Annotated in this window: 22 protein-coding genes and 1 tRNA gene; 6 read left to right on the top strand and 17 right to left on the bottom strand. The window is 42.9% G+C overall.

The window, feature by feature from the left end; genetic code table 11:
- Nucleotides 1–62 precede the first annotated feature (62 nt).
- Nucleotides 63–710 (bottom strand): hypothetical protein, encoded by a 648-nt coding sequence (locus W293_RS0102155; RefSeq protein WP_025650738.1) that lies wholly within the window; start codon nucleotides 708–710, stop codon nucleotides 63–65.
- A 586-nt stretch (nucleotides 711–1,296) separates the two neighbouring features.
- On the opposite strand from W293_RS0102155, the gene W293_RS0102150 reads away from it, so the two are divergent.
- From W293_RS0102150 to W293_RS0102140, 3 genes are all read left to right on the top strand, one after another.
- Nucleotides 1,297–2,451, top strand: coding sequence for an acyl-CoA dehydrogenase family protein (locus tag W293_RS0102150; protein WP_025650887.1), 1,155 nt, complete (start codon nucleotides 1,297–1,299; stop codon nucleotides 2,449–2,451).
- A 147-nt stretch (nucleotides 2,452–2,598) separates the two neighbouring features.
- A complete protein-coding gene (locus tag W293_RS0102145; RefSeq protein ID WP_025650886.1) occupies nucleotides 2,599–3,864 on the top strand; it encodes an MFS transporter in 1,266 nt (421 codons plus the stop codon).
- 198 nt (nucleotides 3,865–4,062) lie between these two features.
- Nucleotides 4,063–4,908, top strand: coding sequence for an IclR family transcriptional regulator (locus tag W293_RS0102140; protein WP_025650885.1), 846 nt, complete (start codon nucleotides 4,063–4,065; stop codon nucleotides 4,906–4,908).
- A 62-nt stretch (nucleotides 4,909–4,970) separates the two neighbouring features.
- Here W293_RS0102140 and W293_RS0102135 read toward each other — a convergent pair whose 3' ends face one another.
- The 10 genes from W293_RS0102135 to speB all read right to left on the bottom strand — a co-directional run bounded on the left by W293_RS0102135 (nucleotide 4,971) and on the right by speB (nucleotide 15,891).
- Nucleotides 4,971–5,420, bottom strand: coding sequence for an acetyl-CoA carboxylase biotin carboxyl carrier protein (locus W293_RS0102135; RefSeq protein ID WP_227502333.1), 450 nt, complete (start codon nucleotides 5,418–5,420; stop codon nucleotides 4,971–4,973).
- Nucleotides 5,421–5,427: 7 nt separating this feature from the next.
- Nucleotides 5,428–6,615 carry an NRAMP family divalent metal transporter gene (locus W293_RS0102130; RefSeq protein WP_025650883.1) on the bottom strand — a complete coding sequence of 396 codons (1,188 nt, stop codon included), beginning with the start codon at nucleotides 6,613–6,615 and terminating at the stop codon, nucleotides 5,428–5,430.
- A gap of 53 nt (nucleotides 6,616–6,668) precedes the next feature.
- Nucleotides 6,669–7,403 carry a 5-oxoprolinase subunit PxpA gene (pxpA, locus tag W293_RS0102125; RefSeq protein ID WP_025650882.1) on the bottom strand — a complete coding sequence of 245 codons (735 nt, stop codon included), beginning with the start codon at nucleotides 7,401–7,403 and terminating at the stop codon, nucleotides 6,669–6,671.
- Nucleotides 7,393–8,313, bottom strand: coding sequence for a biotin-dependent carboxyltransferase family protein (locus tag W293_RS0102120; RefSeq protein ID WP_025650881.1), 921 nt, complete (start codon nucleotides 8,311–8,313; stop codon nucleotides 7,393–7,395). Before W293_RS0102120 ends, pxpA begins: the two co-directional genes overlap by 11 nt.
- 49 nt (nucleotides 8,314–8,362) lie before the next feature.
- The gene (pxpB, locus tag W293_RS0102115) at nucleotides 8,363–9,016 is read right to left on the bottom strand and encodes a 5-oxoprolinase subunit PxpB (protein ID WP_025650880.1); all 654 of its coding nucleotides are present in this window, start codon (nucleotides 9,014–9,016) and stop codon (nucleotides 8,363–8,365) included.
- A gap of 69 nt (nucleotides 9,017–9,085) precedes the next feature.
- A complete protein-coding gene (gene accC / locus W293_RS0102110) occupies nucleotides 9,086–10,432 on the bottom strand; it encodes an acetyl-CoA carboxylase biotin carboxylase subunit (protein ID WP_025650879.1) in 1,347 nt (448 codons plus the stop codon).
- A gap of 60 nt (nucleotides 10,433–10,492) precedes the next feature.
- Nucleotides 10,493–11,014 (bottom strand): acetyl-CoA carboxylase biotin carboxyl carrier protein, encoded by a 522-nt coding sequence (accB, locus tag W293_RS0102105; RefSeq protein WP_025650878.1) that lies wholly within the window; start codon nucleotides 11,012–11,014, stop codon nucleotides 10,493–10,495.
- Nucleotides 11,015–11,401: 387 nt separating this feature from the next.
- Complete coding sequence (locus W293_RS0102100; protein WP_025650877.1) at nucleotides 11,402–12,808, bottom strand: YjiH family protein; 1,407 nt, start codon at nucleotides 12,806–12,808, stop codon at nucleotides 11,402–11,404.
- A gap of 275 nt (nucleotides 12,809–13,083) precedes the next feature.
- On the bottom strand, nucleotides 13,084–14,805 hold the full coding sequence (locus W293_RS0102095; protein ID WP_025650876.1) for a 5-guanidino-2-oxopentanoate decarboxylase: 1,722 nt from the start codon (nucleotides 14,803–14,805) through the stop codon (nucleotides 13,084–13,086).
- Nucleotides 14,806–14,922: 117 nt separating this feature from the next.
- A complete protein-coding gene (speB, locus tag W293_RS0102090; RefSeq protein WP_025650875.1) occupies nucleotides 14,923–15,891 on the bottom strand; it encodes an agmatinase in 969 nt (322 codons plus the stop codon).
- A 213-nt stretch (nucleotides 15,892–16,104) separates the two neighbouring features.
- Here speB and W293_RS0102085 point away from each other — a divergent pair, with 213 nt between their 5' ends.
- Nucleotides 16,105–17,022, top strand: coding sequence for a LysR family transcriptional regulator (locus W293_RS0102085; protein WP_025650874.1), 918 nt, complete (start codon nucleotides 16,105–16,107; stop codon nucleotides 17,020–17,022).
- 44 nt (nucleotides 17,023–17,066) lie between these two features.
- On the opposite strand, the gene W293_RS0102080 is transcribed toward W293_RS0102085, so the two are convergent.
- The 3 genes from W293_RS0102080 to W293_RS0102070 all read right to left on the bottom strand — a co-directional run bounded on the left by W293_RS0102080 (nucleotide 17,067) and on the right by W293_RS0102070 (nucleotide 21,468).
- Complete coding sequence (locus tag W293_RS0102080) at nucleotides 17,067–18,854, bottom strand: potassium/proton antiporter (RefSeq protein ID WP_025650873.1); 1,788 nt, start codon at nucleotides 18,852–18,854, stop codon at nucleotides 17,067–17,069.
- A 410-nt stretch (nucleotides 18,855–19,264) separates the two neighbouring features.
- Nucleotides 19,265–19,654 carry a GlpM family protein gene (locus W293_RS0102075; protein ID WP_227502335.1) on the bottom strand — a complete coding sequence of 130 codons (390 nt, stop codon included), beginning with the start codon at nucleotides 19,652–19,654 and terminating at the stop codon, nucleotides 19,265–19,267.
- Nucleotides 19,655–19,797: 143 nt separating this feature from the next.
- Nucleotides 19,798–21,468, bottom strand: a complete 1,671-nt coding sequence (locus tag W293_RS0102070) for an alpha-keto acid decarboxylase family protein (RefSeq protein WP_025650871.1) — start codon at nucleotides 21,466–21,468, stop codon at nucleotides 19,798–19,800.
- 258 nt (nucleotides 21,469–21,726) lie between these two features.
- Here W293_RS0102070 and W293_RS0102065 point away from each other — a divergent pair.
- A tRNA-Gly gene (locus W293_RS0102065) sits at nucleotides 21,727–21,801 on the top strand.
- 425 nt (nucleotides 21,802–22,226) lie between these two features.
- Here the strand turns inward: W293_RS0102065 and ppiC are convergent.
- Nucleotides 22,227–22,505 carry a peptidylprolyl isomerase PpiC gene (ppiC, locus tag W293_RS0102060; protein ID WP_025650870.1) on the bottom strand — a complete coding sequence of 93 codons (279 nt, stop codon included), beginning with the start codon at nucleotides 22,503–22,505 and terminating at the stop codon, nucleotides 22,227–22,229.
- Between the two features lie 305 nt (nucleotides 22,506–22,810).
- On the opposite strand from ppiC, the gene W293_RS0102055 reads away from it, so the two are divergent.
- Nucleotides 22,811–23,122 carry a DUF1244 domain-containing protein gene (locus tag W293_RS0102055; protein ID WP_025650869.1) on the top strand — a complete coding sequence of 104 codons (312 nt, stop codon included), beginning with the start codon at nucleotides 22,811–22,813 and terminating at the stop codon, nucleotides 23,120–23,122.
- 116 nt (nucleotides 23,123–23,238) lie between these two features.
- On the opposite strand, the gene W293_RS0102050 is transcribed toward W293_RS0102055, so the two are convergent.
- Both W293_RS0102050 and rluF read right to left on the bottom strand, forming a co-directional pair.
- Entirely contained in the window at nucleotides 23,239–23,676 is a 438-nt protein-coding gene (locus W293_RS0102050; RefSeq protein ID WP_025650868.1) for an SRPBCC family protein, read from the bottom strand.
- A 158-nt stretch (nucleotides 23,677–23,834) separates the two neighbouring features.
- Nucleotides 23,835–24,815: a 23S rRNA pseudouridine(2604) synthase RluF gene (gene rluF / locus W293_RS0102045; RefSeq protein WP_025650867.1), complete on the bottom strand. Its 981-nt coding sequence runs from the start codon at nucleotides 24,813–24,815 to the stop codon at nucleotides 23,835–23,837.
- Nucleotides 24,816–24,856: the final 41 nt, after the last annotated feature.

The raw sequence follows: 24,856 nt of genomic DNA, 5'->3' as shown, positions 1-24,856 counted from the left end.
GGTGTAATGGACAAAATTCATGCTAAAAAGTAGAAGGTAGTCGCTAATGGACATAATTCATGCTATTTGAGTGACTTCGACCCTAAAAAGTCTTTAATAAACCGTAACTTACGGTACTCATTTAACCCATGATGACTGTGCAATTGTCGCTTTAGCTCACTGAATAACCCTTCAAGAGAATTGGTCGTATTTGGTATATCTAAGTGCTCATATTCTCGATAAGTAAACAGCCAGTTACTATTGGTTCGTAGACTACGATAAGCACTTCTAAGACGCTTGTGCGTGTACCACGTTCTACCAGTATCAGTATTGATGCTACGTTCACTAAGATAGGCTTCATGAGTCAAATACCAGTGATCTAAGCGCTTTATGAACGCTGTCTTATCAAGCTGTATTATGTTTAAAGCGAGCTGTCTAAGCTCAATACTGGCGATGTTCTTAGGGCGACGAGTGAGGTAGCGGGTCACTATTTGTACTTGATGAAACTGGCACATTTGACAAGGTATACCGGTAAATAGCGTACGCAGTCCTCGTCTACCATCGCAGGTAATACTTTGTATATCAACGCCTAACGATGCTAGGTGATCAATCCCTTGCTTATAAGCACTATTAGTTTCATGACTGACTATCGCGTAATAAAGAACGGTTTTAGTGGTGTTATCCATAAAGACCATTAAACCAAACTTGCGACCAAAGTAAGTGGTGTCCATGATGATATTAGCAGTCTTTGGTCGTTTAACCTGATACTCGATACTGACTTTATCTAAGCGTCTTTGAATGGTTTTAAGACTACAGTGGTATTTATCAGCCAGTTGTTGGTAAGTCTGTTTACCTTGGGTATATTCAGTCCAAAGTGTTTGGTTATTGAGTCTGTTGCCACCTAAAAACTGCCGTCTGCAAGCTAGGCATTGATACTGCTGTTTGCCAAGCTTACGTCCATTCTTCTTGGTGTGTTTATCACTACAAAAAGGGCAGTTTTTTGATTCATGGCGTTCATTCCTTGCAAATATAGACAGTATATAGCGTTAGACCCTATGACAGCATGAATAATGTCCATTACACCCGATATTAAGTACCAATATATACTGTTTATTTTCTTTTGTGAAGAGTAAAAGCCAGTTAAATTAATAAATAGATAGGCCGTTAATGCCTCATCTCTTTTATAAATACCGCATTGCGGTTTTTTAAACCAAAAGTATTGTAATCCAATAAATTATCGATTATGCTGTTTATTCAAATTAATTATAAAGCCCTCATCAATCAATATTAGACGTCATCTAAACAAGGAAGAATCACATGATTAGAGATAAGGAAGTACTCGACCATATCGTCCAAACCATTCGTCAATTTGTGAATAACCAACTGATCCCAAAAGAAGACTGGGTGGCAGAAAATGATCGTCTGCCAGAAGAGATTATTAGTCAGATGCGTGAGCTGGGTCTATTTGGACTGACTATTCCCGAGGAATACGGTGGACTTGGCGTTACGATGGAAGAAGAGGTCACATTGGCATTTGAGTTAGGGCGCACCTCACCTGCTTTTCGCTCATTAATAGGCACTAATAACGGTATTGGTTCCTCTGGTCTGGTCATCGATGGTACTGAAGCGCAAAAACAAAAATACCTACCAAGACTGGCCAGCGGTGAAATTATCGGCTCTTTTTGCTTGACCGAACCTGAGTCAGGCTCTGATGCGGCATCGCTGCGAACCACTGCAATTAAAGACGGCGATACTTACGTACTCAATGGCACCAAGCGTTATATCACCAATGCCCCTCAAGCCGGTATATTTACTGTGATGGCACGCACTGATCCCGAAAACAAAAGATCTGGTGGTATTTCAGCATTCATCGTTGAGAGCGATACTCCTGGTATTACGCTTGGTAAAATCGACAAAAAAATGGGCCAAAAAGGCGCGCATACCTGTGACGTGATCTTTGACAATTGCGTCGTACCTGTTGATGCTTTGATTGGTGGTGTAGAAGGCGTAGGTTTTAAAACCGCCATGAAGGTTCTGGATAAAGGCCGCTTACATATCGCTGCAGCGAGTACAGGCGCAGCCACTCGCATGTTAGATGACGCGCTACGCTATGCCGTCGAGCGTAAACAGTTTGGTCAATCCATTGCCAATTTTCAGCTGATTCAAGCGATGCTTGCTGATTCAAAAGCAGAGATTTATGCGGCCAAATCGATGGTATTAGATGCTTCACGCTTGCGCGACGATGGCAAAGATGTCGTTACCGAGTCGTCATGTGCCAAGATGTTTGCCACCGAAATGTGTGGCCGTGTTGCTGATAGAGCCGTGCAAATTCATGGCGGTGCTGGTTATATTGCCGATTATGGCATTGAACGTTTTTATCGTGATGTGCGCTTATATCGTTTGTATGAAGGCACGACCCAAATCCAGCAGATCATTATTGCCCGCAATATGATTAAAGAAGTTAGCGAGTAGTTGTCATTTATTTGAATGCTATTTATTTGATTATTAAAAGGTATTTACATTATCAAAGCATATCGAGGTATTTGCTAGGACGCAGATATCTGGTTTATGTCGCTGTTACCATAAAATTTCTTTCTCACAACAATAAGGATATACATTGTGAAAAGTGCTGCTATAACGTCAACTCCAAGCTCAAGCTCTATCCAAAAGCAACCTTGGAAATTGGCCTTCTTTTTTTGTTTTCTAGTGCTGTTATGTGATGGGGCTGATATTGGGATTCTCGCCTTTACCCTGTCAAGTCTCAAGGTAGAGTTTGGATTGACCAATATACAAGCGGGTGCTTTGGGGAGTTGGTCGTTATTTGGCATGGCCATCGGTGGATTTTTCGGTGGTTGGGCCTGTGATCGTTTTGGCCGAGTACGTGTTATCGTGATTGCGACAGCGATGTTCTCTGTGTTATCTGGTTTTAGTGGCTTTGTACAGAGCTACGAGCAGTTTGTAGCATTGCGATTCACCGCTTGCTTGGGTCTTGGCAGTTTATATATTGCCACTAATACCCTGATGTCTGAAATGGTACCTACCAAACATCGAACGACGGTACTTGCAGCACTGATGACAGGTTTTACGTTAGGGTCTTTAGTGATCACAAGCATTTCGGCTTGGATTATTCCTACCTATGGTTGGCGTACCTTATATCTCTTAACATTCTTACCTATCATTCTCTCGATATCGATGTATTTCCTTATCCCTGAACCAAATTCTTGGAAAGAGGCTCGTGCTCTCAAACTTAGTGGTACGAAAAACTCACTCACAAAACCTGAAAACCCTTATAAAGCCATCTTTGAAAATCCAAAACATCGCATCATGTTCATTTTATGGTCCATGAGTTCAGGGCTATTACTATTTGGTTATTTCGGTGTAAGTAACTGGCTACCGTCTTATCTAGAAACTGAACTGGGTATCAAGTTTAAGGAGATGGCACTATATATGGCGGGTACTTACTTGACGATGATGTTTGCTAAAGTCGTGGCAGGTTTAGTGGCTGATAGAATTGGTCGCAAAATAGTATTTGCCTTCGGCACTATGGGCACAGCGCTATTTATTCCAGTGTTAGTCTATATGCATACTCCAGAGAACATCGGTTGGTTAATGATAACCTTTGGTTTCTTATACGGCATCCCTTATGCGATCAATGCCACCTACTTGACGGAAAGCTTTCCTACCGCTATTCGAGGTACGGCCATTGGCGGTGCGTTCAATATCGGACGACTGGGCTCAGTTATTGCACCAGTTGCCATTGGTTATATGGCTATGCAAAACTCTATCGGCGCAGGTCTGTTACTTATGGCAGGCGCGTATTTCTTATGTGGTCTTATTCCAACGTTGTTCATCAAAGAACAGCAATATGATCCACAAAAGGCGTGATACTTTTAAGTCCATATATACCGCATAGCGAAATACTTTATATTTATAATAGCTATGTTAATAATTTCAATGTACATTAATAGAGTGTTATCAGAAGCGGTATACTACTATTAGCGTACAACTATTTGCTTACAAGGTACTCAAAGTAGTGGATTCTATGCTATTTAAATCAATTTAACTAAGAGCAACAAATCGTATATGACAACTAATATCCTTGCTGATGAAGACTCTAATAAATCAACACATATTGAGCTGTTAGAGCCGATTAGTGACATGAGAGATAAAAACGATAGGCAGTTCATTACCGCTTTGGCACGCGGGCTAGAGCTGCTGCGTTGTTTTACCCCGCAGCGCCCTTATCTGGGTAATCAAGACTTAAGCCAATTAACTGGGCTGCCTAAAGGGACAATTACGCGTCTGACTTATACTCTTGTGAAGTTAGGATATCTAAAGCAATCGACCAACAGTAGTAAATATCAGCTTTCTGCCGGTGTCTTAGGGTTTGGCTATACGATGATGGCGAATATCTCTATCAACAATTTAGTCACCCCCTATATGGAAGAACTGGCAGATTATGCCAATAGTGCGGTCGCTATGGCAACCCGTGATCGCCTGAGGATGGTATATCTCAATGTCGTACAAGGGTCTGGGACGACTACCATGCGACGTAATGTCGGCTCATATCTACCCATTCATTTAAGCTCAATGGGACGTGCGTGTTTAGCCAGTATGCCCGCTGCTGAGCAAGAATTTATCCTTGATGCCATCCGTAGTAAGTATAAAGATGATTGGCTGAAAATTAGACGCGGACTGGATAAAGCCTTTAGAGATTATGACGACTATGGTTATTGCTTTTCGATTAGTGAATGGCAAAAAGACGTCAACGCTGTCGCCACTGCCATCATGCATCCAACTGAGGGCTTACTGACTTTTAATTGCGGCGCACCTAGTTTTGTTCTTAGTCGTACTAAACTAGAAGAAGACATTGCCCCGCGTCTACTGCATATGAAGAATAATATTGAGAGTAATATGTATATTAGCTAAAGCATGTAAGCCATACTTCACATGCTAAGCTCGCCTAATCATCGATGATCCTAACGATCATTTTAATATAATTCCAAAGCTAAAATAGACTGCCCGTATTCAACACCTTGCCCATCCTCAACCAATATATCGCTCACAACCCCTTCTTTGTCACTGACCACAGGTAGCAGTCGAGTCAACTCTTCAATAAAGCAAATCGTTTGACCTTTTTCAATATGATCGCCCTTGCTCACTAAAGGATCAGTTGCCCCATCTTCACTTAAATAAACCCGTCCAACATGCGTCGCGCGCACCTTCGGTAGATTATTTTTAATGGCGCTACCATTTTGATCTGCACTGTTTTTATCCGTACTATCTTGAACAGCCTTTGTTTTTACGGGGCTGGCAGTCTTCTGCTGGTTTATGTTATTAACTACGGTAATTGACTGCCCGTTATCTTCAATCGTTACTTTATACAATCGGCTGCTTTCAACGAGTTTAACCACCCGCGCCACTTGTTCTATATCCATCATAAACTCCTTAACTGATACCAAGATATTGAGCGATAGTCATCACGCTTAGAATACTCATCGCAATAGCAATCAACCAACCAAAGACAGCGATCCAAATAGGGTGTTTATAATTGCCGACGATAGTTTTTCTATAGGCCGCAATAAGTATAATCACCATAGCGATAGGTAGTACTAAGCCATTTAACGTCCCGACTAATACAAGTACTTGAGCTGGCTTGCCGATAGTGGCAAAGACGAATGTCGAGATGACAATAAAACCAATAATAAAATAGCGCTTATGGGTCTCGATAAAGGGATGAAAATTGGTCATAAAAGATACGGAAGTATACGCAGCGCCAATAACAGAGGTCACTGAGGCCGCCCAAATCACCATACCAAAAACAACTTTACCAGTATTGCCTAGGATATACTGAAAAGGCGACATTGCTGGATTTGAGGGGTCTAACGCGATACCTTTGGAGACCACGCCCAAGACAGCAAGGAATAAGAAGACGCGAATAACAGAGGCAATCAAAATGCCAGAGACCGAGCTTCTGGTCACAGAGTCTAGGTTTTCTTCTCCGCTGACGCCTGCTTCTAACAAGCGATGAGCACCAGAGAAAGTAATATAACCACCAACCGTACCGCCTACTAAGGTTACGATCGCTACCGCATCTATCTTATCAGGCATAATGGTTTTGGTAACTGCTTCAGCTAATGGTGGATCAGACTTAAACATTACATAGATAATTAACACAATTAAAATAAAGCCCATTAGCTGAGTGAACTTATCCATGATAGGGCCGGTTTCGCGGCCTAGAAATATAGCAACAGCGATAACACCACTGATCAGTGCGCCAGTAATGGGCGAGATATTGAACATCGACTGCATACCAAGACCAGCGCCGCCAATATTACCGATATTAAATGCTAAGCCTCCAGCAATAATCAGGAAAGCGAGCAAATAACCCACTCCAGGAAACACCAAGTTAGCAATTTCCTGCGCGCGCTTTTTGGATACGGCGACTACTCGCCAAACGTTAAGCTGGACGCCAATATCCATGACAATAGAGATTAAAATAACAAAACCAAAGCTTGCCATCAGGCTTTCGGTAAAAGTGGCGGTTTGTGTCAAAAACCCTGGCCCTACTGCTGAGGTTGCCATCAAAAAGGCGGCACCTAAAATAGCTGTATTGTGTTTTTTTAAGGTACTCATAAACATCCTTGTTTTATACAGAGTAGGTTGTTCAAACTATTATTAATCTAATATTAAGCTGATATCTCAATACCTTTTAGCTCAAGCTGCTTTTTTATTTCTTGAGCAAAAAGAATGGCATGTTCGCCGTCGCCATGTAAGCAGACGCTTTGGGCATCTACCGGCACTTTTTCACCGCATACACTGGTTACAAACCCTTCAGTAATCATTTGTAGCACATGATTGGTCGCTTCATCCGTGTCCGTTATTAGGGCATTGTCTTTGCTACGCGAGACTAGCGAGCCATCCTTCTCATAGTTCCTATCAGCGAATACTTCAGATATCACCTCTAGACCATGATTTTTTGCTGACTTGACCAGATAGCCACCCGACAAACCCATCACTTTTAAATTGGAATCGAAATTCTTAATTTCACTGACCAGAATATCTGCTAATGATTCATTGGCAGCGGCTTGGTTATATAAAGCGCCATGCGGTTTAACATACTCTAACGGCACACCAACCAAGTCGCAAAGCGCTTTGGTTGCTCCCAACTGATACCGCATTAAGGCACGATAGCCTTCTTCGTCTAAAACTTGATCGGTACGACCAAAGTTCTCTCTATCGTCTAGACTGGGATGGGCCCCTACCCTGACGTTATTTTCTTTTGCCAACTGTAAGGTGATTAGCATCTCGGCATAAGAACCGGCATGTAATCCACAGCACACGTTAGCCGAACTTACTATGGTCATCAGCTTCTCATCTTGTCCGCAGCCTTCGGCAACGTCGGCATTTAAATCAACTTTCATGGGCGTACTCCTTAATTTGCTCGATATAGTATTGTCTTTTTTGCTGCTCACGCAATGCTTGCTCTACCTCTATGATGACAAATTGACAAGTTTTACCAAACCGAATTTGCGCCATGAGCCCTATATCAGCGTTAATTACCGTCGCAATTTTAGGATAGCCACCCGTCGTTTGGGCATCAGCCATCAGAACAATCGGCTGCCCTTGCGGCGGTACTTGAATCATGCCAATATCGACACCGTGCGAGCTCATTTGCGTAGCTTCATTAAACTCAAGTGCGGTACCATCCAAGCGATAGCCCATACGGTTGCTACTGCTTTGTAGTTGCCATTGCTGTGATTCAAACGCGGCTTTTGAGGCAGAGGTAAAGTACTCATACTCACTGTTTTTTATTACTCTAATCCTATTGGTTGGCTCAAGGCGAGCCACTCCTATAACCCGTAAGCTTGAGGATGTTCTCACTTTTAGAACATCATCTGCTTTAAGGTATCTACCTTTAAAACCGCCAAAACTGGCTTTTAGATTGGTGCTGGACGATTGTAGGACTGGCTCGATATCAAAGCCGCCATGTACACACAGATAGGTATACATACCTTGTAATGGACGCAGCAGTTTAAGCGTTTGCCCTGCCTGCGCATTAATACGCCAATAGCAAGGAATACGCTTATCATCTATATATGCCTCGTAGAGCGCACCCGTTAAACAAAAACTGACGTCCTCTTCAAACTGTATCGTGAGACTACCGACCGCTATTTCGATAGCAGGCTCGTTAAGGTCGTTCTTTAACAACGCATTTCCCGCTTGCAAAGCCCAGCTATCCATTACCCCACTTCTATCCACGCCCATGCTTCGATAGCCAAATCGTCCCGAGTCTTGGATGCTAGCAAGCGCACTAGTGGTTAAAATCTTCATTGATAGCCCCTATTTATTGGTATGAGCAGATACCTGATTTAAAGGTGTTTTATTCATAAATATCAATAGCGGTAAATTTCAAGGTATCGCCTGCGTTAAGCAAAGTAGGAGACGCTTTTGTTAAATCAAATAAAGGTATATCAGTTTGGCCTAACAGCTGCCAACCACCTGGGGATTCAAAAGGATAGACACCGGTTTGTTCACCACCGATGCCGACCGAACCTGCAGGCACTTTCGTTCTTGGGGTCGCATGTCTTGGAAAATATAAGGATTCAGATAAGCCGCCAAGATAAGGAAATCCGGGCTGAAAACCAATGAAATAAATCGTATAAGTCGCCTCGGTGTGTAAATTAACAACCGTTTCAACAGAGAGACCCAATTCAGTGGCCAGTGTTTTTAAATCAGGGCCATATTTGCCGCCATAATGTACGGGAATTTCAATATGCTTACCGTTTATGGTTTTTGAAGGAATGTCACCAAGCAGAGCTGACAGTTTATTTTTAAACGCTTCAAGCTCGATCCATGTCAAAGAGAAGGTAAAGACACTTAGGGTATTCATGCCGATGACGACTTCTAAGACTTCTGGCATCTGCTGTATGCTGTCGGCGAGCGCCCAGCACTGTTGCTGCTTCTCTAACGTTATAGGTTTAGGGAAAAACAAAGTTAGATTGGTCTCACTGCATAGCTGCCATTGTAATTCCATTACCATACGCTCCGTTATCTTTGTCTTTCATGTCGGCTTCAGATTTATTTTTAGATATTAAGACTTAACTTAGATATTCTTTTTTATCCATTCGGTTAGATAATGAATACTTACTTGACCCTGACAAAATGCTTCATCTTTAAACAGTCGCTCGTGAAGGCTGATATTGGTATCAATGCCTGTAATTTGCGCTTCTGATAATGCCGCTTGCATCTTCTCAATCGCCGCTTCCCTTGAATGATCATGCACGCATATTTTCGCTATCAAACTGTCATAAGAGGGTGGAACGGTATAGTTTGATTCGATATGGCTATCCACTCGAATACCAAGCCCTGCTGGCATATGACAGTAATCTATACGGCCAGCGTTGGGCAAAAAGGTAACAGGGTTTTCAGCATTAATACGGCACTCAAAAGCGTGTCCAGTGATAACAATATCACTTTGTTTATGCGCTAGCTCTAACCCTGCAGCCACTCGTATTTGTTCTTGAACGATATCGACCCCAGTGACCATCTCGGTAATAGGATGCTCAACCTGAATACGAGTATTCATTTCGATAAAAAAGAACTCACCATTTTCATATAAAAACTCAAACGTGCCCGCCCCTCTATATTTCATTTGCTGGCAGGCAGTCGCGCAAGCTTGACCTATCCGCTGTCTTTGTTCATCAGTAATACCTGGTGCTGGCGCTTCCTCTATTACTTTTTGGTGGCGGCGCTGCATAGAGCAATCGCGCTCACCTAGATAAATAGCATTGCCATGGGTATCAGACAGCACTTGGATTTCAACATGCCGTGGCGCTTGTAGGTATTTTTCGAGATAAACGATAGCACTACCAAAATTGGCTTTGGCTTCTGTCTGCGTCATAGAAATAGCGGATAATAAATCGGCCTCTTGTTCCACGACTCGCATACCGCGTCCACCACCACCACTCGCAGCTTTGATAATGACGGGATAGCCAACATCACTTGCAATCTTGATTATCTGATCGCTATCTGCGGGCAAAGCACCTTCGGAACCAGGTACACAAGGCACACTCGCGGCAATCATCTGCTTTTTGGCAGCGACTTTGTCACCCATCTGTCTAATATTATCTGCGGTCGGCCCGATAAAAACGAGACCAGACTTCTCAATCAAATCCGCAAATTCTGCATTCTCAGACAAAAACCCATAGCCTGGGTGAATGGCGTCAGCGTTGGTCATTTTTGCCGCAGAGACAATCGCTTTTTTATTTAAGTAGCTGTGTGTTGCATTGGCAGGGCCGATACATATGCTCTCATCAGCTAAACGTACGGGTAGCGAGTCTCTATCCGCCTCCGAATGGGCTATGACTGACCCGATACCCAACTGTTTACAAGCTCGCACGATGCGTAAGGCAATCTCGCCACGGTTAGCAATTAAGATTTTTGAGAACATGTCGATTTTCCTAAGCTGATATTCCTAAAAAGTATAGTGCGTAAGCAATGTACGCTAATCTTAGCTGGCTGGTTCAATAACAAACAAGGCCTGTCCATATTCTACAACATCACCTTCATCAACTAATGCCTCTTTAATAGTGCATGGAAACTCAGCTTTGACCTCGTGCATCATTTTCATAGCCTCAATAATACATAGCGTCTGTCCTTTGTCTACCGTACCCCCTACTTTAACAAACTCGTCAGCTGTAGGCTCTGAGCGTCGATAAAAAGTGCCTAGCATGGGTGCTGTTACTTGTTTTTGGGCGTCTTCATTTGCCTCTTTTTTATTGAGAACTGCGTCATCATTACCAACATCGTTTTGATTGCTCTCAGCGCTTATATTCGCTCGCTGTTTTGAGCCGGAAGTGCTAGCAAGATTGCGCTTATTGTTATTGTTGTTGTCACCACTGATACTCTCGTTGCCATCAGATCGGCATATTATAGAGATACGCGCGTCACCATCCGTTACTTCTAAGGAATTTATGTTAGAGCGTTCAGCTATCTTTATCAGCTTTTCGAGGTCAGGGAAGTTAATATTCATATTATTATCTAGTCCATTAGAGTGAAAAGAACACCATTATTTTATTTGACTATATTGAATTGCTTCATTTAATCGTAGCATATATTTTTTGTCAGATTTAGCTAAATAACCACAATCATCTTGCTATCAAACCTATTTAAAAACAGTCAATTCACTATAAAAAAATTACACTATTAAGCGTGCTTGAGTTATTACATATACATCGGCACTCAGTCACTTTTTATCTTTTTTAAATTGTATAAACTATAGCTTAACACCAGTCAAAAGTTATTATTTACAACCACTAAAAATTGGTTAAGCCTATGTAGAAGTAGAATTAATCGCGTCAAACTTAGCCAAAATCATCAGTTATATCTGATAATTTTGACTAAGTATCAATATATCTAACTAGTATAAAAGATGGGCTACTGAGGTGATAATAACTAAGCTAATTAAAGTACGGAGAATGAAGATCATAAACAGCTCTAACACATTGAGCTTGATATTTGATTTCAAAATTAACGCCCCGACCTCAGACATATAAATAATCTGGGTAATAGAGGCCGCTCCAACGATAAATCGTGTCATCTCACTTTCAATGCTTTTACCAACCAACGCTGGTAGATACATATCAGCAAAGCCCATAATCATGGCAGGCGCAGCTTCTGCCGCTTCTGGAATCTTTAACAATTCAAGCACTGGCACGAGGGGCGCGGATATCCAGTTGAATACAGGCGTGTACTCTGCTAGCCCCAGACCAATGGTGCCGATAGCGAAAATAACAGGGATTAAGCCGAAATAAATATCAAATAGATTCTTTACGCTATGCTTAAATACGCTCGCCAGACTGGGCATAGAGTGCGCACGCGTCACGGCACGATTGAGCGCCCACTGCGGCATACTATACTGCGCAGGAATCTCTTCATCCAGCATACATTTGCCAGAATGGTAAGTGTCGGCCTTTAATGACAATGGCGGGATACGTGGCATGATAATGGCCGCGACAAAACCGGTCAACGCGATGGTGAGATAAAAGAAGACAAAGTTATTGTCAACGCCAATAGTCTTGGCAACGACATACGTAAAGGCAATTGAGGTCACCGAAAAAGTCGTGGCAATAATCGCCGCTTCACGCTGGCTATAGTAGCTTTTGTCATACTCTTGCATGGTCACGAGCAAACCAATAGACGCCGCGCCAAACCAAGAAGACATCGCATCGACCGCTGAGCGTCCGGGCAGTTTAAACAGCTTGATAAATACCTTGCTCGATAGCGTCCCTAAAAATTCCATCAAGCCAAAATCGGTCAAAAACGGTAACGATAAGATGGCGAAAAAGAAGAGAGGAATCAAAATCGGAATCAAATCTTCAAAAATAACGCCGCCAGTATTACGATTAATAATAAACTCGGGGCCTACTTGTAAAAAGATCATCCAGATAAATACTGCGCCTAAAAAACGGGCGGCGAGCCATAACCATTCAACATCGAAGAGCTTCTTTAGCATCGAGTCTTGCTGCAAAGTAGGTCGTAGCAGCTTAATAGCAAGTGCACCGATAAAGGAGGTAGTAACAATCGCTAAGGCCACGTAAACCACATAGTCGCCTATCCAGCCTTGCAGCGCATCGGTCAATACCCCTAATAAAATAGTAACCTTGCCATCCCACTGGAATGGAATGATAAATAAGGCGATACCAAGGGCGGAAAATAACAGGAATTTCCACAATGCTGCTCGCCATTGTGTGCCCTCTGGTGTTTTTGGATCGACAGCATTGTTACCTAAAACTGGCTGCTGTGACTTACTAATATGACTCGTCATTTTATTCCTCCATGATAGGCGACGACCGCCAATGTTTCTTTCGCTTTTTGACCGATCCTTGGGTTGAGCGAATGAGTCGATTCAGTTTCTTATGAGTAAATTTCTGATGGTTCGGTTTTTCAATTTCTTAAATAAATAACGATACCGTATGATCGATACCATGTTTAGCAATGAGTTTTTTATCTGCCTCTTTATGTCCTTCATTCAGCACACTTTAATATAGCCAGCCTCACTATTGTTAGTGTTCTTACTATTAATGTCACTGCCTTTAACCTTTAACTAAAACAACTAAAACTCTTACCCATTTCGGTTAGAAATGCATCAGATTCATCAACTTCATAAATAATAGGTTGCTTGCCTTTAATATCTTCTTTCAATGCATCTAGCAGTTGCTGTTTGGCTGTAATTCTACGATAACCAACACCAAAGCCTGCGGCTAATGGCTCAAAATTCGGCGTCTTAATATTAACCCCGATCAGTGGCAACCCGCCCTCCTCCATATAACGACGAATCTCGCCATAGCCTTGGTTATTCCACAGCAGGACAATTAACGGCAGCTCAAGCTCAGCGGCGCAGATGAGCTCGGCAATCGTAAACTGAATACCACCGTCGCCAATCAAGCTAACCACCGGACTGTTTGAGCCAATCATAGCCCCAATTGCAGCAGGCAAACCATAGCCTAACGTGCCAAATCCAGTCGATGAGTTAAACCATCGACGCGTTGCCAACGCTTCAAAGCCAAGGTTGCCGCTATAGACAGGCTGGGTCGAATCACCAACAAAGATAACGTCTTCTACCTCATCCCGAATCAGCTGCAGCAGCGCATTTTGACCCGCAAAATCTGGTGTCATGTTTTCTATAAGTGACTGTTTTGCATCAGCTACTCGCGCTACTGCTTGATGGTTTAACGCCTGATCCTCTAAACGGCTACACAGCCCACTGATAGCCACTTGCGCATCGGATAATACGGCGATATCGGCTCTAAAAGGACGCTGCAATTGCTGAGCATCGCAGTCAATGCGAATCAGCGTGCCATTGATTTTAAACTCACCATTAAAGAACACGTCATAATCAGTCTCACCCAGCTCAGTGCCAATGGCTAATACTAAATCAGCCTCGCTAATAACAGCACGGCCGGCATCTAATGACTGATTGCTACCCAAACTCAACGGATGACTAGGTGGTAGCAACCCTTTAGCATTGATGGTCAAAAAGGTTGGGGCATCTATCAGCTCTGCCAGTTTTTGTGCATCATGATCGACGTCAACACAGCCGCCACCATAAAGAATCACGGGATTCTTTGCGGCTTTCAAAGTTTCAACAATCAAATCTAATTGCGCAGGATTGGGCAGCGGTCGCATCACTTGCGGAAAGGTCAAGCCATTCGTATTATCTTGACCTTTTGCAATATGACTCAAGCTAGGAGGCTTGGCGACATGACTGGCATCGGCGGTAATCACATCAATAGGTAGCTGGATATGCACGGGGCCCGGACGCGCGCCATTAAACAATGCAAAAGCTTCAGCGATGACTTTCGGTAATGCTTCAGGCTGCCAGATGGTTTTGCTGGTGAGCGCTACCTTACTAACCATGCCTTGTTGGTCATGCAATTCATGCAAGTGCCCTTCACCGCTACCCGTATCTTTTACCTTATTGACACTAGATATCACCAGCATTGGAATAGAGTCAGCCAAGGCTTGCGCCATAGCAGTCATGATGTTGGTCATACCGGGACCAGTAATGATAAAGCAGACGCCAACTTTGCCAGATGCACGGTAATAGCCATCAGCCATAAACCCAGCACCTTGCTCGTGACGCGGTGTCACGTGGCGAATATTGGTACTCGGTAGGCCTCGATATAGCTCGACCGTATGGACACCCGGAATACCAAATACGGTCTCTACCCCATAATACTCTAGCCATTGCACGAGCAGCTCACCGCAGGTTAGAGACGGCGTGGCTGGTGCTGAAGCAGGCGTTTGCATCGTTTGCGTCATGAGTTAATCATCCTAAAATATTTAATTATTATTTAAAGAAATCGTTAAATCTAATATAAAAACCAATACCACCCTATTAACAAAGGATGAATTTGGCGAAAAGATAACGAATGATGATTAATAGACTGCTTTGACCTTATCGTCATAGCGGACGCCCGGTACGATACACAGCATCTCAAACAATAAGTTCGCGGCTAATACAGAGGTGTTACCAAATGGGTCGTACGGTGGTGACACTTCTACTAAATCACCTCCGACGACATCAAGGCCACGCATACCGCGAATAATTTCAATAGCTTGCGTCGAGGTTAAGCCACCGATTTCAGCCGTGCCCGTACCCGGTGCAAATGCAGGATCAATACCATCGATATCGAAACTTAGATAAACAGGACCATCGCCTAACTTTTCACGCACTTCTGCCATCAATGGCGTCAGTGACTTATACCAACATTCCTCAGCAGGTACCACGCGAAAGCCTTGCTGGGTTGACCAATCAAACTCTTCAGCACTATATCCAGTGCCACGCAGACCAATCTGTACCACACGATTACCATCGATAAGGTTCTCTTCGACAGCACGGCGAAACGGCGTACCATGAGCGATTTTTTCGCCGAACATCTCATCATTGATATCTGCATGCGCATCAATATGTACCATACCGACAGGGCCATGTTTTTTGGCGAGTGCACGCAGAATAGGCAAAGCAATGGTATGATCGCCGCCCAATGTCAATGGGATAGCACCATGATTCACGACTTTTTCTGTATAGAACTTTTCGATGATATCGATACTTTTTAAGAGATTGAAGGTATTGATAGGTACGTCGCCGATATCAGCGACTTGTAAAGACTCAAAGGGTGCCGCGCGAGTGGCAACGTTATAAGGGCGAATCATGCGTGATTCATCGCGAATCTGGCGAGGGCCCAATCTGGCACCGCTACGGTTTGACGCCCCAATATCCATAGGTACACCAACGAAAGCCACGTCTAATCCTGCTGCATCAGCCTGAGTTGGCAGGCGCATCATAGAAGCAAAACCGCCAAATCTTGGCATGTCGTTGCCGCTCAATGGTTGATTGAATTTCATAATTCACATCCTTGTTTTATGTCGTCGAAATAGACAATTTGTTATATATCAATTTTTATATGACTCTGACAATACCTAAATATCGGTAGGCAGACCATGGTAAAATTCAGAAGTAAACTTCTATTTTTTCGTAGTAAGTTAGATTTAATCGTTATTATTAGAAGTTTTATAAAAGTTTTGGTCAAGACAATAGATACGGGAACATAACTTTCGATGTTAGATGAATTGATAAAAATAGACATCAAAACCTTGCGTAGCTTTATGGCAATCGTGGAGTGTCAAGGCGTGACCGCCGCTCAGTCGCGCTTAAATGTGACGCCCTCTGTTATTAGTGGACATTTAACCCATTTAGAAGATCGCTTGGGTATGACGCTTTGTCATCGTGGCCGCGCGGGTTTTAAGCTGACAGAAGATGGCGCTGCGGTTTACGAGGCTTGCTTGAGTTTTACTGAAGCGGTGGCCAGCTTTCAGCATCAACTGCACTATATTCGCCAATTAGATTCGGTGCGTGGCGGTCATATCCGACTGTGTCTCATTGACCAGATGCCGACGTTTTTTTATGACGCCTTGCGCCAATGCTTGGCTGCTAGCTATCGTGACAATCCACTCATTCATTTTTCTATCGATGTGCAAAGCCCTGAAAGCATGCTGGAGAAGCTGCTGAGTAACGAAAGTGATATTGGCGTGGGTTATTTTGGTAGTTTTCCACCATTACTCACTTTTCAGCCAGCATTTATTGAAAGACAGGTCGTCTGCTGCGGACGCGAGCATAAACTGTTTTATGACTCAGAAAACTTAAGCTTTGAGGACTTGGAACAAAACCATCCATGGATAAAACGAGGGTATATTACTGATATGAGCATCAATCATGTCCGCCCCAAGACGTTAAGCGCTACCACTTATCATATGGAGGCAACCGCGCAGCTGATTTTGGCAGGTCATCATGTTGGCTATTTGCCTAATGATTTAGCCAAACGTTATGAAGAGATGGGGCTGATGAAAATACTACTGCCCAATGAGGCCAGTTATGAGGTCAAGCATCATTGGGCTTACCGAGAAAACCTGCACAAACAAGTCGCCGACTTTTTAAGTCAAATGATGCGTCTTTTATTAGAAAACGCACCAAAGTGATTTAGAAAAAACACCGAAGTGATAAAAATCTCCTATAAACCAGTTTACGCTGCTGGTTGCTCCTGACGCTTTAGACCAATGGTTCTGAGCTTGCCTTGATCATCGACTTCTTTGATGACTAATGACCATTCGTCATTGATGGCAACGGTATCTCCTGATACTGGCGTCATAGCTAAGCTGGCTTTGACATATTCAGCAACCGTCTGCGACCACATGCTTTTTTCGTCGTCTTTAGGTTTGGACTTAAGTTTATCGACCAAAGATTCGGAGGTCATGACACCAGTCAAGAATGGCAAGTCGCCAAGCTTGACGCTAGGTGATAGTAGCCAATCGCCATAAAAGTCATCGATGGCTTTTCGGTCTAATGTTGTATCATTGAATATCTTAGCAATCTGGCTGGCGTGATCACCGCGCATAGCATACCAGACACTGTCTCCAAATTTGAGCTTGGTATTATCATCGACAATCACAATCTGCTGCCCACGTACCAAAGCAAAAATACTAATCTCATCAGGATTGACGCGATTAGAGATACCCCTCGGATGGCGGCCAATGGCAAACGCCCCTGACTTCACTTGAAACTGATATAACGTAATACTCGCCTTGTCCGACACCCAAACCTCATGTTTTTCTTCTGGGTCTTTATTATTCGGAATACGTACTTTGAATAAATCTGCCATAAAGGGAATGGTTGTACCTTGCAAAATCAAAGATAAAACCACCACGCCAAAAGCAATATCAAACAGCATAAAGGCGTTGTCTATCCCTGCCATGACAGGCAATATCGCAAGAGTAATAGGCACAGCGCCACGCAAGCCCACCCAAGAAATAAAGCCAATCTCTCTGTCTTTAAACTTAAAAGGCTTCACGCTGGTATAGACCGCGATGGGACGGGCAATCAAAATCATAAAGGCGGCAATGGCGACCGAGTAATACCAAACATTGAGGACGTTCGATGGCGTGACTAATAAACCTAAAACGACAAACAGCACTGCTTGTGATAACCACGCAAAGCTATCCATCACCCGCATGACGTGTTCGGTTGAGCGCACTTTATGGTTACCTATCAGCACACCAGTAAGATAAACGGCTAAAAATCCACTACCACCGATTAAATTGGTCGCTGCAAACACTGCCAAGCCAGCCGACAGTATCAAGATGGCATACATACCCTCTGCCAGATGTACCTTGGGCAATAACCTTGATAATAAATAGCCAAACAGCAAACCCATACCAAGGCCAAAGCTAAGCTGTTGTAATAGCAAGCCTAAAAAGCCAAATACTGTCTGTCCGGCAGGGTCAACATTTAAAGCAATCAACCCCGTCACCAATAAAATAGCTAACGGGTCGTTGGCACCGGATTCTAGCTCCAACGTCGCTTGGACGCGGTCGTTAAGCTTGACGCCGCCATTACGCAGCAGTGAGAATACCGCTGCTGCATCGGTTGAACCAACGATCGCTGCCATTAACAGACCAAAGCGCCAGTCAACATCAAGCAGCCACGTGACAAACACACCCAGTATTATGACCGTCGCCAGTACGCCCCACGTGGCAAGCGTGATGGCTGGTTTTAAGCCGACTCGGAAAGATTTAAAAGAGGTGCGTAGACCGCCATCCAACAAAATACAGGCCAACGCCGCCTGCCCGACAAAGTTGGCAAGACCATATTGAGAAAACTCAATACCCAATAGCCCCTCTTCGCCAGCCAGCATGCCAACCACTAAAAACAACAATAACAAAGGAACGCCCAAACGCGCCGACAACGTACTTGCCATAATGCTGGCAAAAATTAACAACGCCCCTACGAGATACAGGATATTTAAGGTATCCATCTTTTTTAAGCCCTATTTTTATAAATGATAACCAGTTGCGCTATTGCGCTAATATTGATCTTACTGTGCTGCGGGGGAAATTACAGATATAGTCGGTTCAATATCATTTAGATATAGTCAGTCCCAAATAAAATGACTACAAATATTTTAATGCGCTACTGGTATAAACTTTCCTTGCTTGCTGTGCCCGCGCAGTTTCGATGCTACGAAAAATTCATCCCAGTAACACTGTGTTTATTTTATATAAGACTGACTATAGGATCATAAAACCGTTCTCAAGAATAACACTTCCTACCAACCTTAAAGAACCGATCGTCAAAGAAATTTTATTAAAAAAACGTACCAATCTTTCTATTTAAACTTATAAAGCGTTCTTTGAATTGAGACTTATAACCTTGTTCTGCAGCTTATTAAGCCTGAATGTATTGCCAAGCAAGCACTAAAATAGTCGCTGCCACTGTCCAAGCGACGACGCCTAGTAGCAATGCCTTATACAAGCTGACATAACTGATGCTAAAAAACACCACAAAAGTATAAATAAGATGCGGGATGACACCAAGCATACTAAATATCAATGCCACTCTTAGATCCGCGGCACTACGCTCAGTACCAACGATGAAATGACTGATCAGGGTAAATGTAGGGAATAGCGGTGCCAATGCCGCCAGATAGAAGAATTTGGTCTGCGCAAATAATTGAATGAGCAAAACCATCAAAGCGCCAATAAGCATTTTTAGCCAAATCACGACGGGGTCATCTCCTATGGAATGATAAGGGCTGGAAATAACCCAATCTACCATGATACTAAAGTCTGCAAACCGACATAAGAGCAATAACTGATTAATTAATCTATAGGATAAAAAAGTGCAAGAAGCCCCATTTAGCAACATTGCTAGATGGGGCTTCTTGCACTTTTTTATGAAGCGAGTTTTTTATTAATTACTCAATCATTTTTTGGCTTCAGCGCGGCACTGATGTCGGCCAGTAGTGGCGGGATATCATGCTTACCAGCGATGACTTCCAACATAACCAGCTTGTCTTTGGCGGCAGCTGCTTGCTTGAGAGCTGCTTTTAACTCACCCGCTGTCTCTGCTTTTAGTAGCAGACTATTATCATCAGTAGCACCAAACGCTTTTGGCATCAGCTGCCAGTCACATTTAGGGATGTCGTTATAATACTGATTTTCACCATGAATCGCCCGCTCAACGGTATAGCCGTCATTATTAATCAGTACAATCACAGGATTGACCCGCTCTTGAATCATGACCGCAATCTCTTGAATGGTTAATAATGCCGAGCCATCACCAATCAGCAAAATACTACGCTTATGCGGCGATGCAATGGCCGCGCCTAAACTCGCCGGCAAAGTATAACCGATAGAACCCCACATAGGCTGTCCATAAGACGTCACGCCTTCTGGCAGACGCACATCACTGATACCAAAATAGGCAGTACCTTGTTCAGAAAACACCAAGTTTTTATCATCAAGCGCATCAGCGATGATATGCCATAAGTCATCTTGACGGATAGCCTCATCATCCTTGCCATGTTGCTCATGCGGCTTTACCTCTTCACAGAACTGCTTTGGCACAATGTTAATATCTGAAGTCATCACCTCATGCAATGTTTTTAGAGCATCTTTTAGGGCAATGGGTGCAAAGTTTCTGCCTGCGATACTTGCACGCTCATAATGCAGGTCAACCACCACATTTTCATCAATATTTTGGCTAAAACCCGCTGTCGTCGTATCCGTATACTGCACGCCAATCTTAATCAAACATTCACAGTTTTCGACCATATCCTTAACGACGGGACGCGATGCCACGCCTGCATAAGTCCCTGCCCAACGATCACTGTTTTCGTCAAGCAAAGTTTTGCCCCACGATAGCGTCGTATAAGGAATATTGGTATCGGCAAGCAACGCTTTTAACTGCTTTTGCAGCCCTAAACGATGCACCATCAAGTCTGCCATAAGCGTGGTGGTTTTGTTTGGCAGAAATTCTATTAGCGCTTGCTTAAAATCATCTAACGCCGCTTGACTGGTGATATCTTCTTCACTATCGACAAGTTTAGTCGTTGGCGGATAAATGGGCGTTTTTGCAACATCTGGTGATAACAGTAAATAACCGGGACGATGCTTTTTAAGAATCAGACGAATAACCCGATCAATCTCAGAAGCAGCATTTTCAGGTGTAATGTGCGCGCGCGCCACAGTCACCGGCTCGACCATTTTAATAAAATGGTTAAATACCCCGTCACCCAAAGTATGGTGAATCCGGCGTTTGGAATCTTGCAATGCTGTGCTTGGTGCGCCGACCACATGCAATACCGGTGCATACTCTGCAAACGAGCCTGCCGTTGCATTAATCGCTGACAGCTCACCGACGCCAAAAGTCGTTACCATAGCGGCAAAACCACGCTCACGTGCATAGCCGTCAGCTGCGTAGCCTGCATTCAACTCATTGGTGTTACCCACCCAGCGCAATTTATCAGAAGCGATAACATTGTCTAAAAATGTTAAATTAAAATCACCGGGCACACCAAATATTTCAGTGGCACCCGCTTCAGCGATTCGATCAAACAAATAATCAGCGATGGTATATTGTTGACTCATTTCTTATCCTTTGACTTATCATTCTAAGTATTGTTGGTTTTTAATTTGATTATGACTAACTATAAAGTACATCCCAGCTTATTTATTTAATGCAAAGCTTTTGGAATGCATATTATAAGAAACTGTTATAACATACATTTATGGCCAGATAACATACCTGTCTTACTAACTTTTACTTTTTTCGTCATAGGTGTTGACACTCTTAAAAAACTGCGTATAATACGCCTTCATCAACTAACGACAGTTAATTGATAATTAGCGGGAATAGCTCAGTGGTAGAGCATAACCTTGCCAAGGTTGGGGTCGAGAGTTCGAATCTCTTTTCCCGCTCCAAATTAGCTTGAATAAAGCGCAAAAGCCTCACATCTCTTAATGGGAGATGTGAGGCTTTTTTTTGTCTATTTTTAGGGGATTACGCAGAGCACCTATGATATTCAAATATGGGCGGACTACTGGGCATACAATAATAAAGGCGGCTTTATTAAGCACGTAAAGACGCTTTGCGGGAATTATGAGCTTAGCGCATAAATACAATTTGAGATGATTTCTCAACGCTATGCTCACTTAGATGATGTTGTATGTAAATACTATGGTTATAACTATCCGATTGAAGTACACATATACGTCAGCATGATTTTTAGCAGACAGATAAGTACCAAGAATTAAAAAAGCCAGACAACTAAGCTGTCTGGCTTTTCTTGTGTGCATCATCTATTAAAAACAGTTTAAGGCTTCTATGCCACTACAGTCTCTAACGCTTACGTCCTATAAAGCACTTTAACCACATGCCAGCCAAATTTGGTTTTTACTAAATGCGGGGTAAAGAGTTCACTGTTGAAGCAGACTTTATCAAATGCTGGTACCATGTCGCCTTTTTCAAACTCACCTAAGCTGCCACCTTTTTTGCCTGATGGGCAGGTGGAGTGTTTCTTAGCCAGTACATCAAACTGCGCGCCTTTTTTGAGTTTGGCAATAATGTCGTCAGCCAATGCTTTATCTTTGACTAAAATGTGTAATGCGCTAGCGGTGCGAGCCATAACGTAAACCTTCATAAAATATTGATTATCAGGGCATTATATCACTACTTACTTTGGTTTCTCACCTAACTTGACTGCGCTATTTTATCAAAAGCCATTATCTACACAGGCGATTTTATAAAGCGCTGAGTTCTTTTATCCAATTTTTCAGGTTTGGAGGGAATTTCAATGTTAGCTCATGTAAATAAATTTTTAATAAATGGACAACCAGTAAATGAACAGAAAACAGGTTATCATTACTCTTAAAATGCCCTGTATAACAATGCATAAATACCCATTAACAATTAACCATTAGGAAGAATCTTATGGCAAAATTAGAATCCAACATCGAATTAGAAGCCGCAGCATTCCGTCGTTTATTGGCTCATTTGGACGAGCGTAAAGACGTACAAAATATTGATTTAATGAACCTTGCTGACTTTTGTCGCAACTGTTTATCCAAATGGTATAAAGCAGCTGGTGAAGAGCGTGGGATTGACATCGACTACGAAGACGCGCGTGAGCTTGTTTATGGCATGCCCTATTCTGAGTGGAAAGAGAAGCATCAACAACCAGCAACACCAGAGCAATTGGCACGCTTTAACGACATTGAAGCCGCCAAGAACGAGTCCAATTAAGAGTAATTGTAGTTGCTCTCAATCAATGAATCAATATTGATTGAGAACAACTATAAAAACGCTAAGCAATACTTGGAATACAATCAAGCGAGGCCGCTAGTTTAGCGGCTTTTAGTTTATCTGCTCTCTAAAGACTTGAGCATACTATTAAATACTTTTGTACCTTGTTTTTGCATTTTACGATCCAACGCCCATCCAATTAATGGCACAACTATTCGACCTTCAGACACCCAAGTCACGTGTGTGGTTCCATCCCCTAAATCTTTTAGATCAACAATGCCTTTGTTGTGTTGCATTTTTATAGGCTTAGATTTTTCGATTTTGTATTGCATATGGGTGGGACGCTCAAACGCAGTAATGCGTTCCCATACTTTAAAGGCGCCCGTTTGTACTGATCGTAAAGCGCCAACGCCATTGCGTTCCTCGTCACCCTCAGTCAATAATTTAGCAGTACCTACAGCTTTAAATAACCCATAACTGGCATGGTCACTTAGTGCTTCAAATACCTCATTAATCGGTTTTTTGACAATGCGTTCTACTTTTATTTTAAACATAACACTATCTCGTCAAGGTTAAGGTTATTTAACTTATTGCCATTTCATCAATGAATAAAGCAATCACACTTTAAGTTATCTCGATTTTTATATAATACCTCTTAGCCGGTATCCTAATTAACTGACCACTATACTTCAATCTATGGTTTTGAAAACTGTTACCGCTTAGAGCCTCGACCTTTTGAAGGGCGATTGCCACGTGCAGCAGGTTTACCACTGCCACGAGACTTATTACCATCACCAAAAGGACGTCTATCTTTTGAGCCCTTTGGTTTTCTCGCACCATCCTTCGTATTTCTAGTATTTCCTTTGGCTGCATCCCCTGATTTTGCAGACGCTTTTGCTTTTGACGAATCATCACTGCGAGATTTTTTTCGTGGCGTATGACTAGGTTTCTTGCCCGAATTACGATCTTGTGAAGAAGAGTCTTCTATCGATTTGAGTAAAACAGACAGCTCTTTTTCGGTTAAATCTCGCCAATCTCCAACGGGAGTACCCTTAAGAGTAACATTCATAATCCGCGTACGCTCAAGCTTGACGACTTCATAGCCAAAATGCTCACACATACGGCGAATTTGGCGGTTCAAACCCTGAACTAGCGTGATGTTAAACACGGTGGGTGCGACCTTAGTAACCGGGCATTTCTTTGTCATCTGCCCCAAAATAGGCACACCACCGGCCAAACCCTCGATGAAACTATCGGTGATCGGTTTATTGACCGTGACCAAATATTCTTTTTCGTGATTATTGCCAGCACGTAATACCTTATTCACCAGATCGCCATTGTTGGTCAAAAAGATTAAACCTTGGGAGTCCTTATCCAAACGACCGATGGGGAAAATACGTAAACTATGTCTCACAAAATCGACGATGTTGTTTTTCTCAGAGCTCTCGGTGGTGCTGACAATACCTACTGGCTTATTCAACACAATAAAAACAAAATCATCAGGCTCTCGTGGCTCAATAAGCTGGCCGTTAACTTTTACCGCATCTCCAGCGACTACTTGCGCGCCTACTTGAGCACGCTTGCCATTGACGTACACATTACCTTGTTCAATAAAGCGGTCAGCGTCGCGTCTGGAGCAAATACCGCTTTCGCTGATGTATTTATTTAAACGAGTCGAGGAAGCGTTAAACATAAAGCACCGTTTTACTTAATAAAAGGCTTTTCCTGCTAAGA

This window comes from Psychrobacter sp. TB67 (assembly GCF_000511065.1).
Classification (GTDB): domain Bacteria; phylum Pseudomonadota; class Gammaproteobacteria; order Pseudomonadales; family Moraxellaceae; genus Psychrobacter; species Psychrobacter okhotskensis.
Note: the sequence above shows the minus strand (reverse complement) of the source record. Positions and strands in the feature narration are given on the sequence as shown.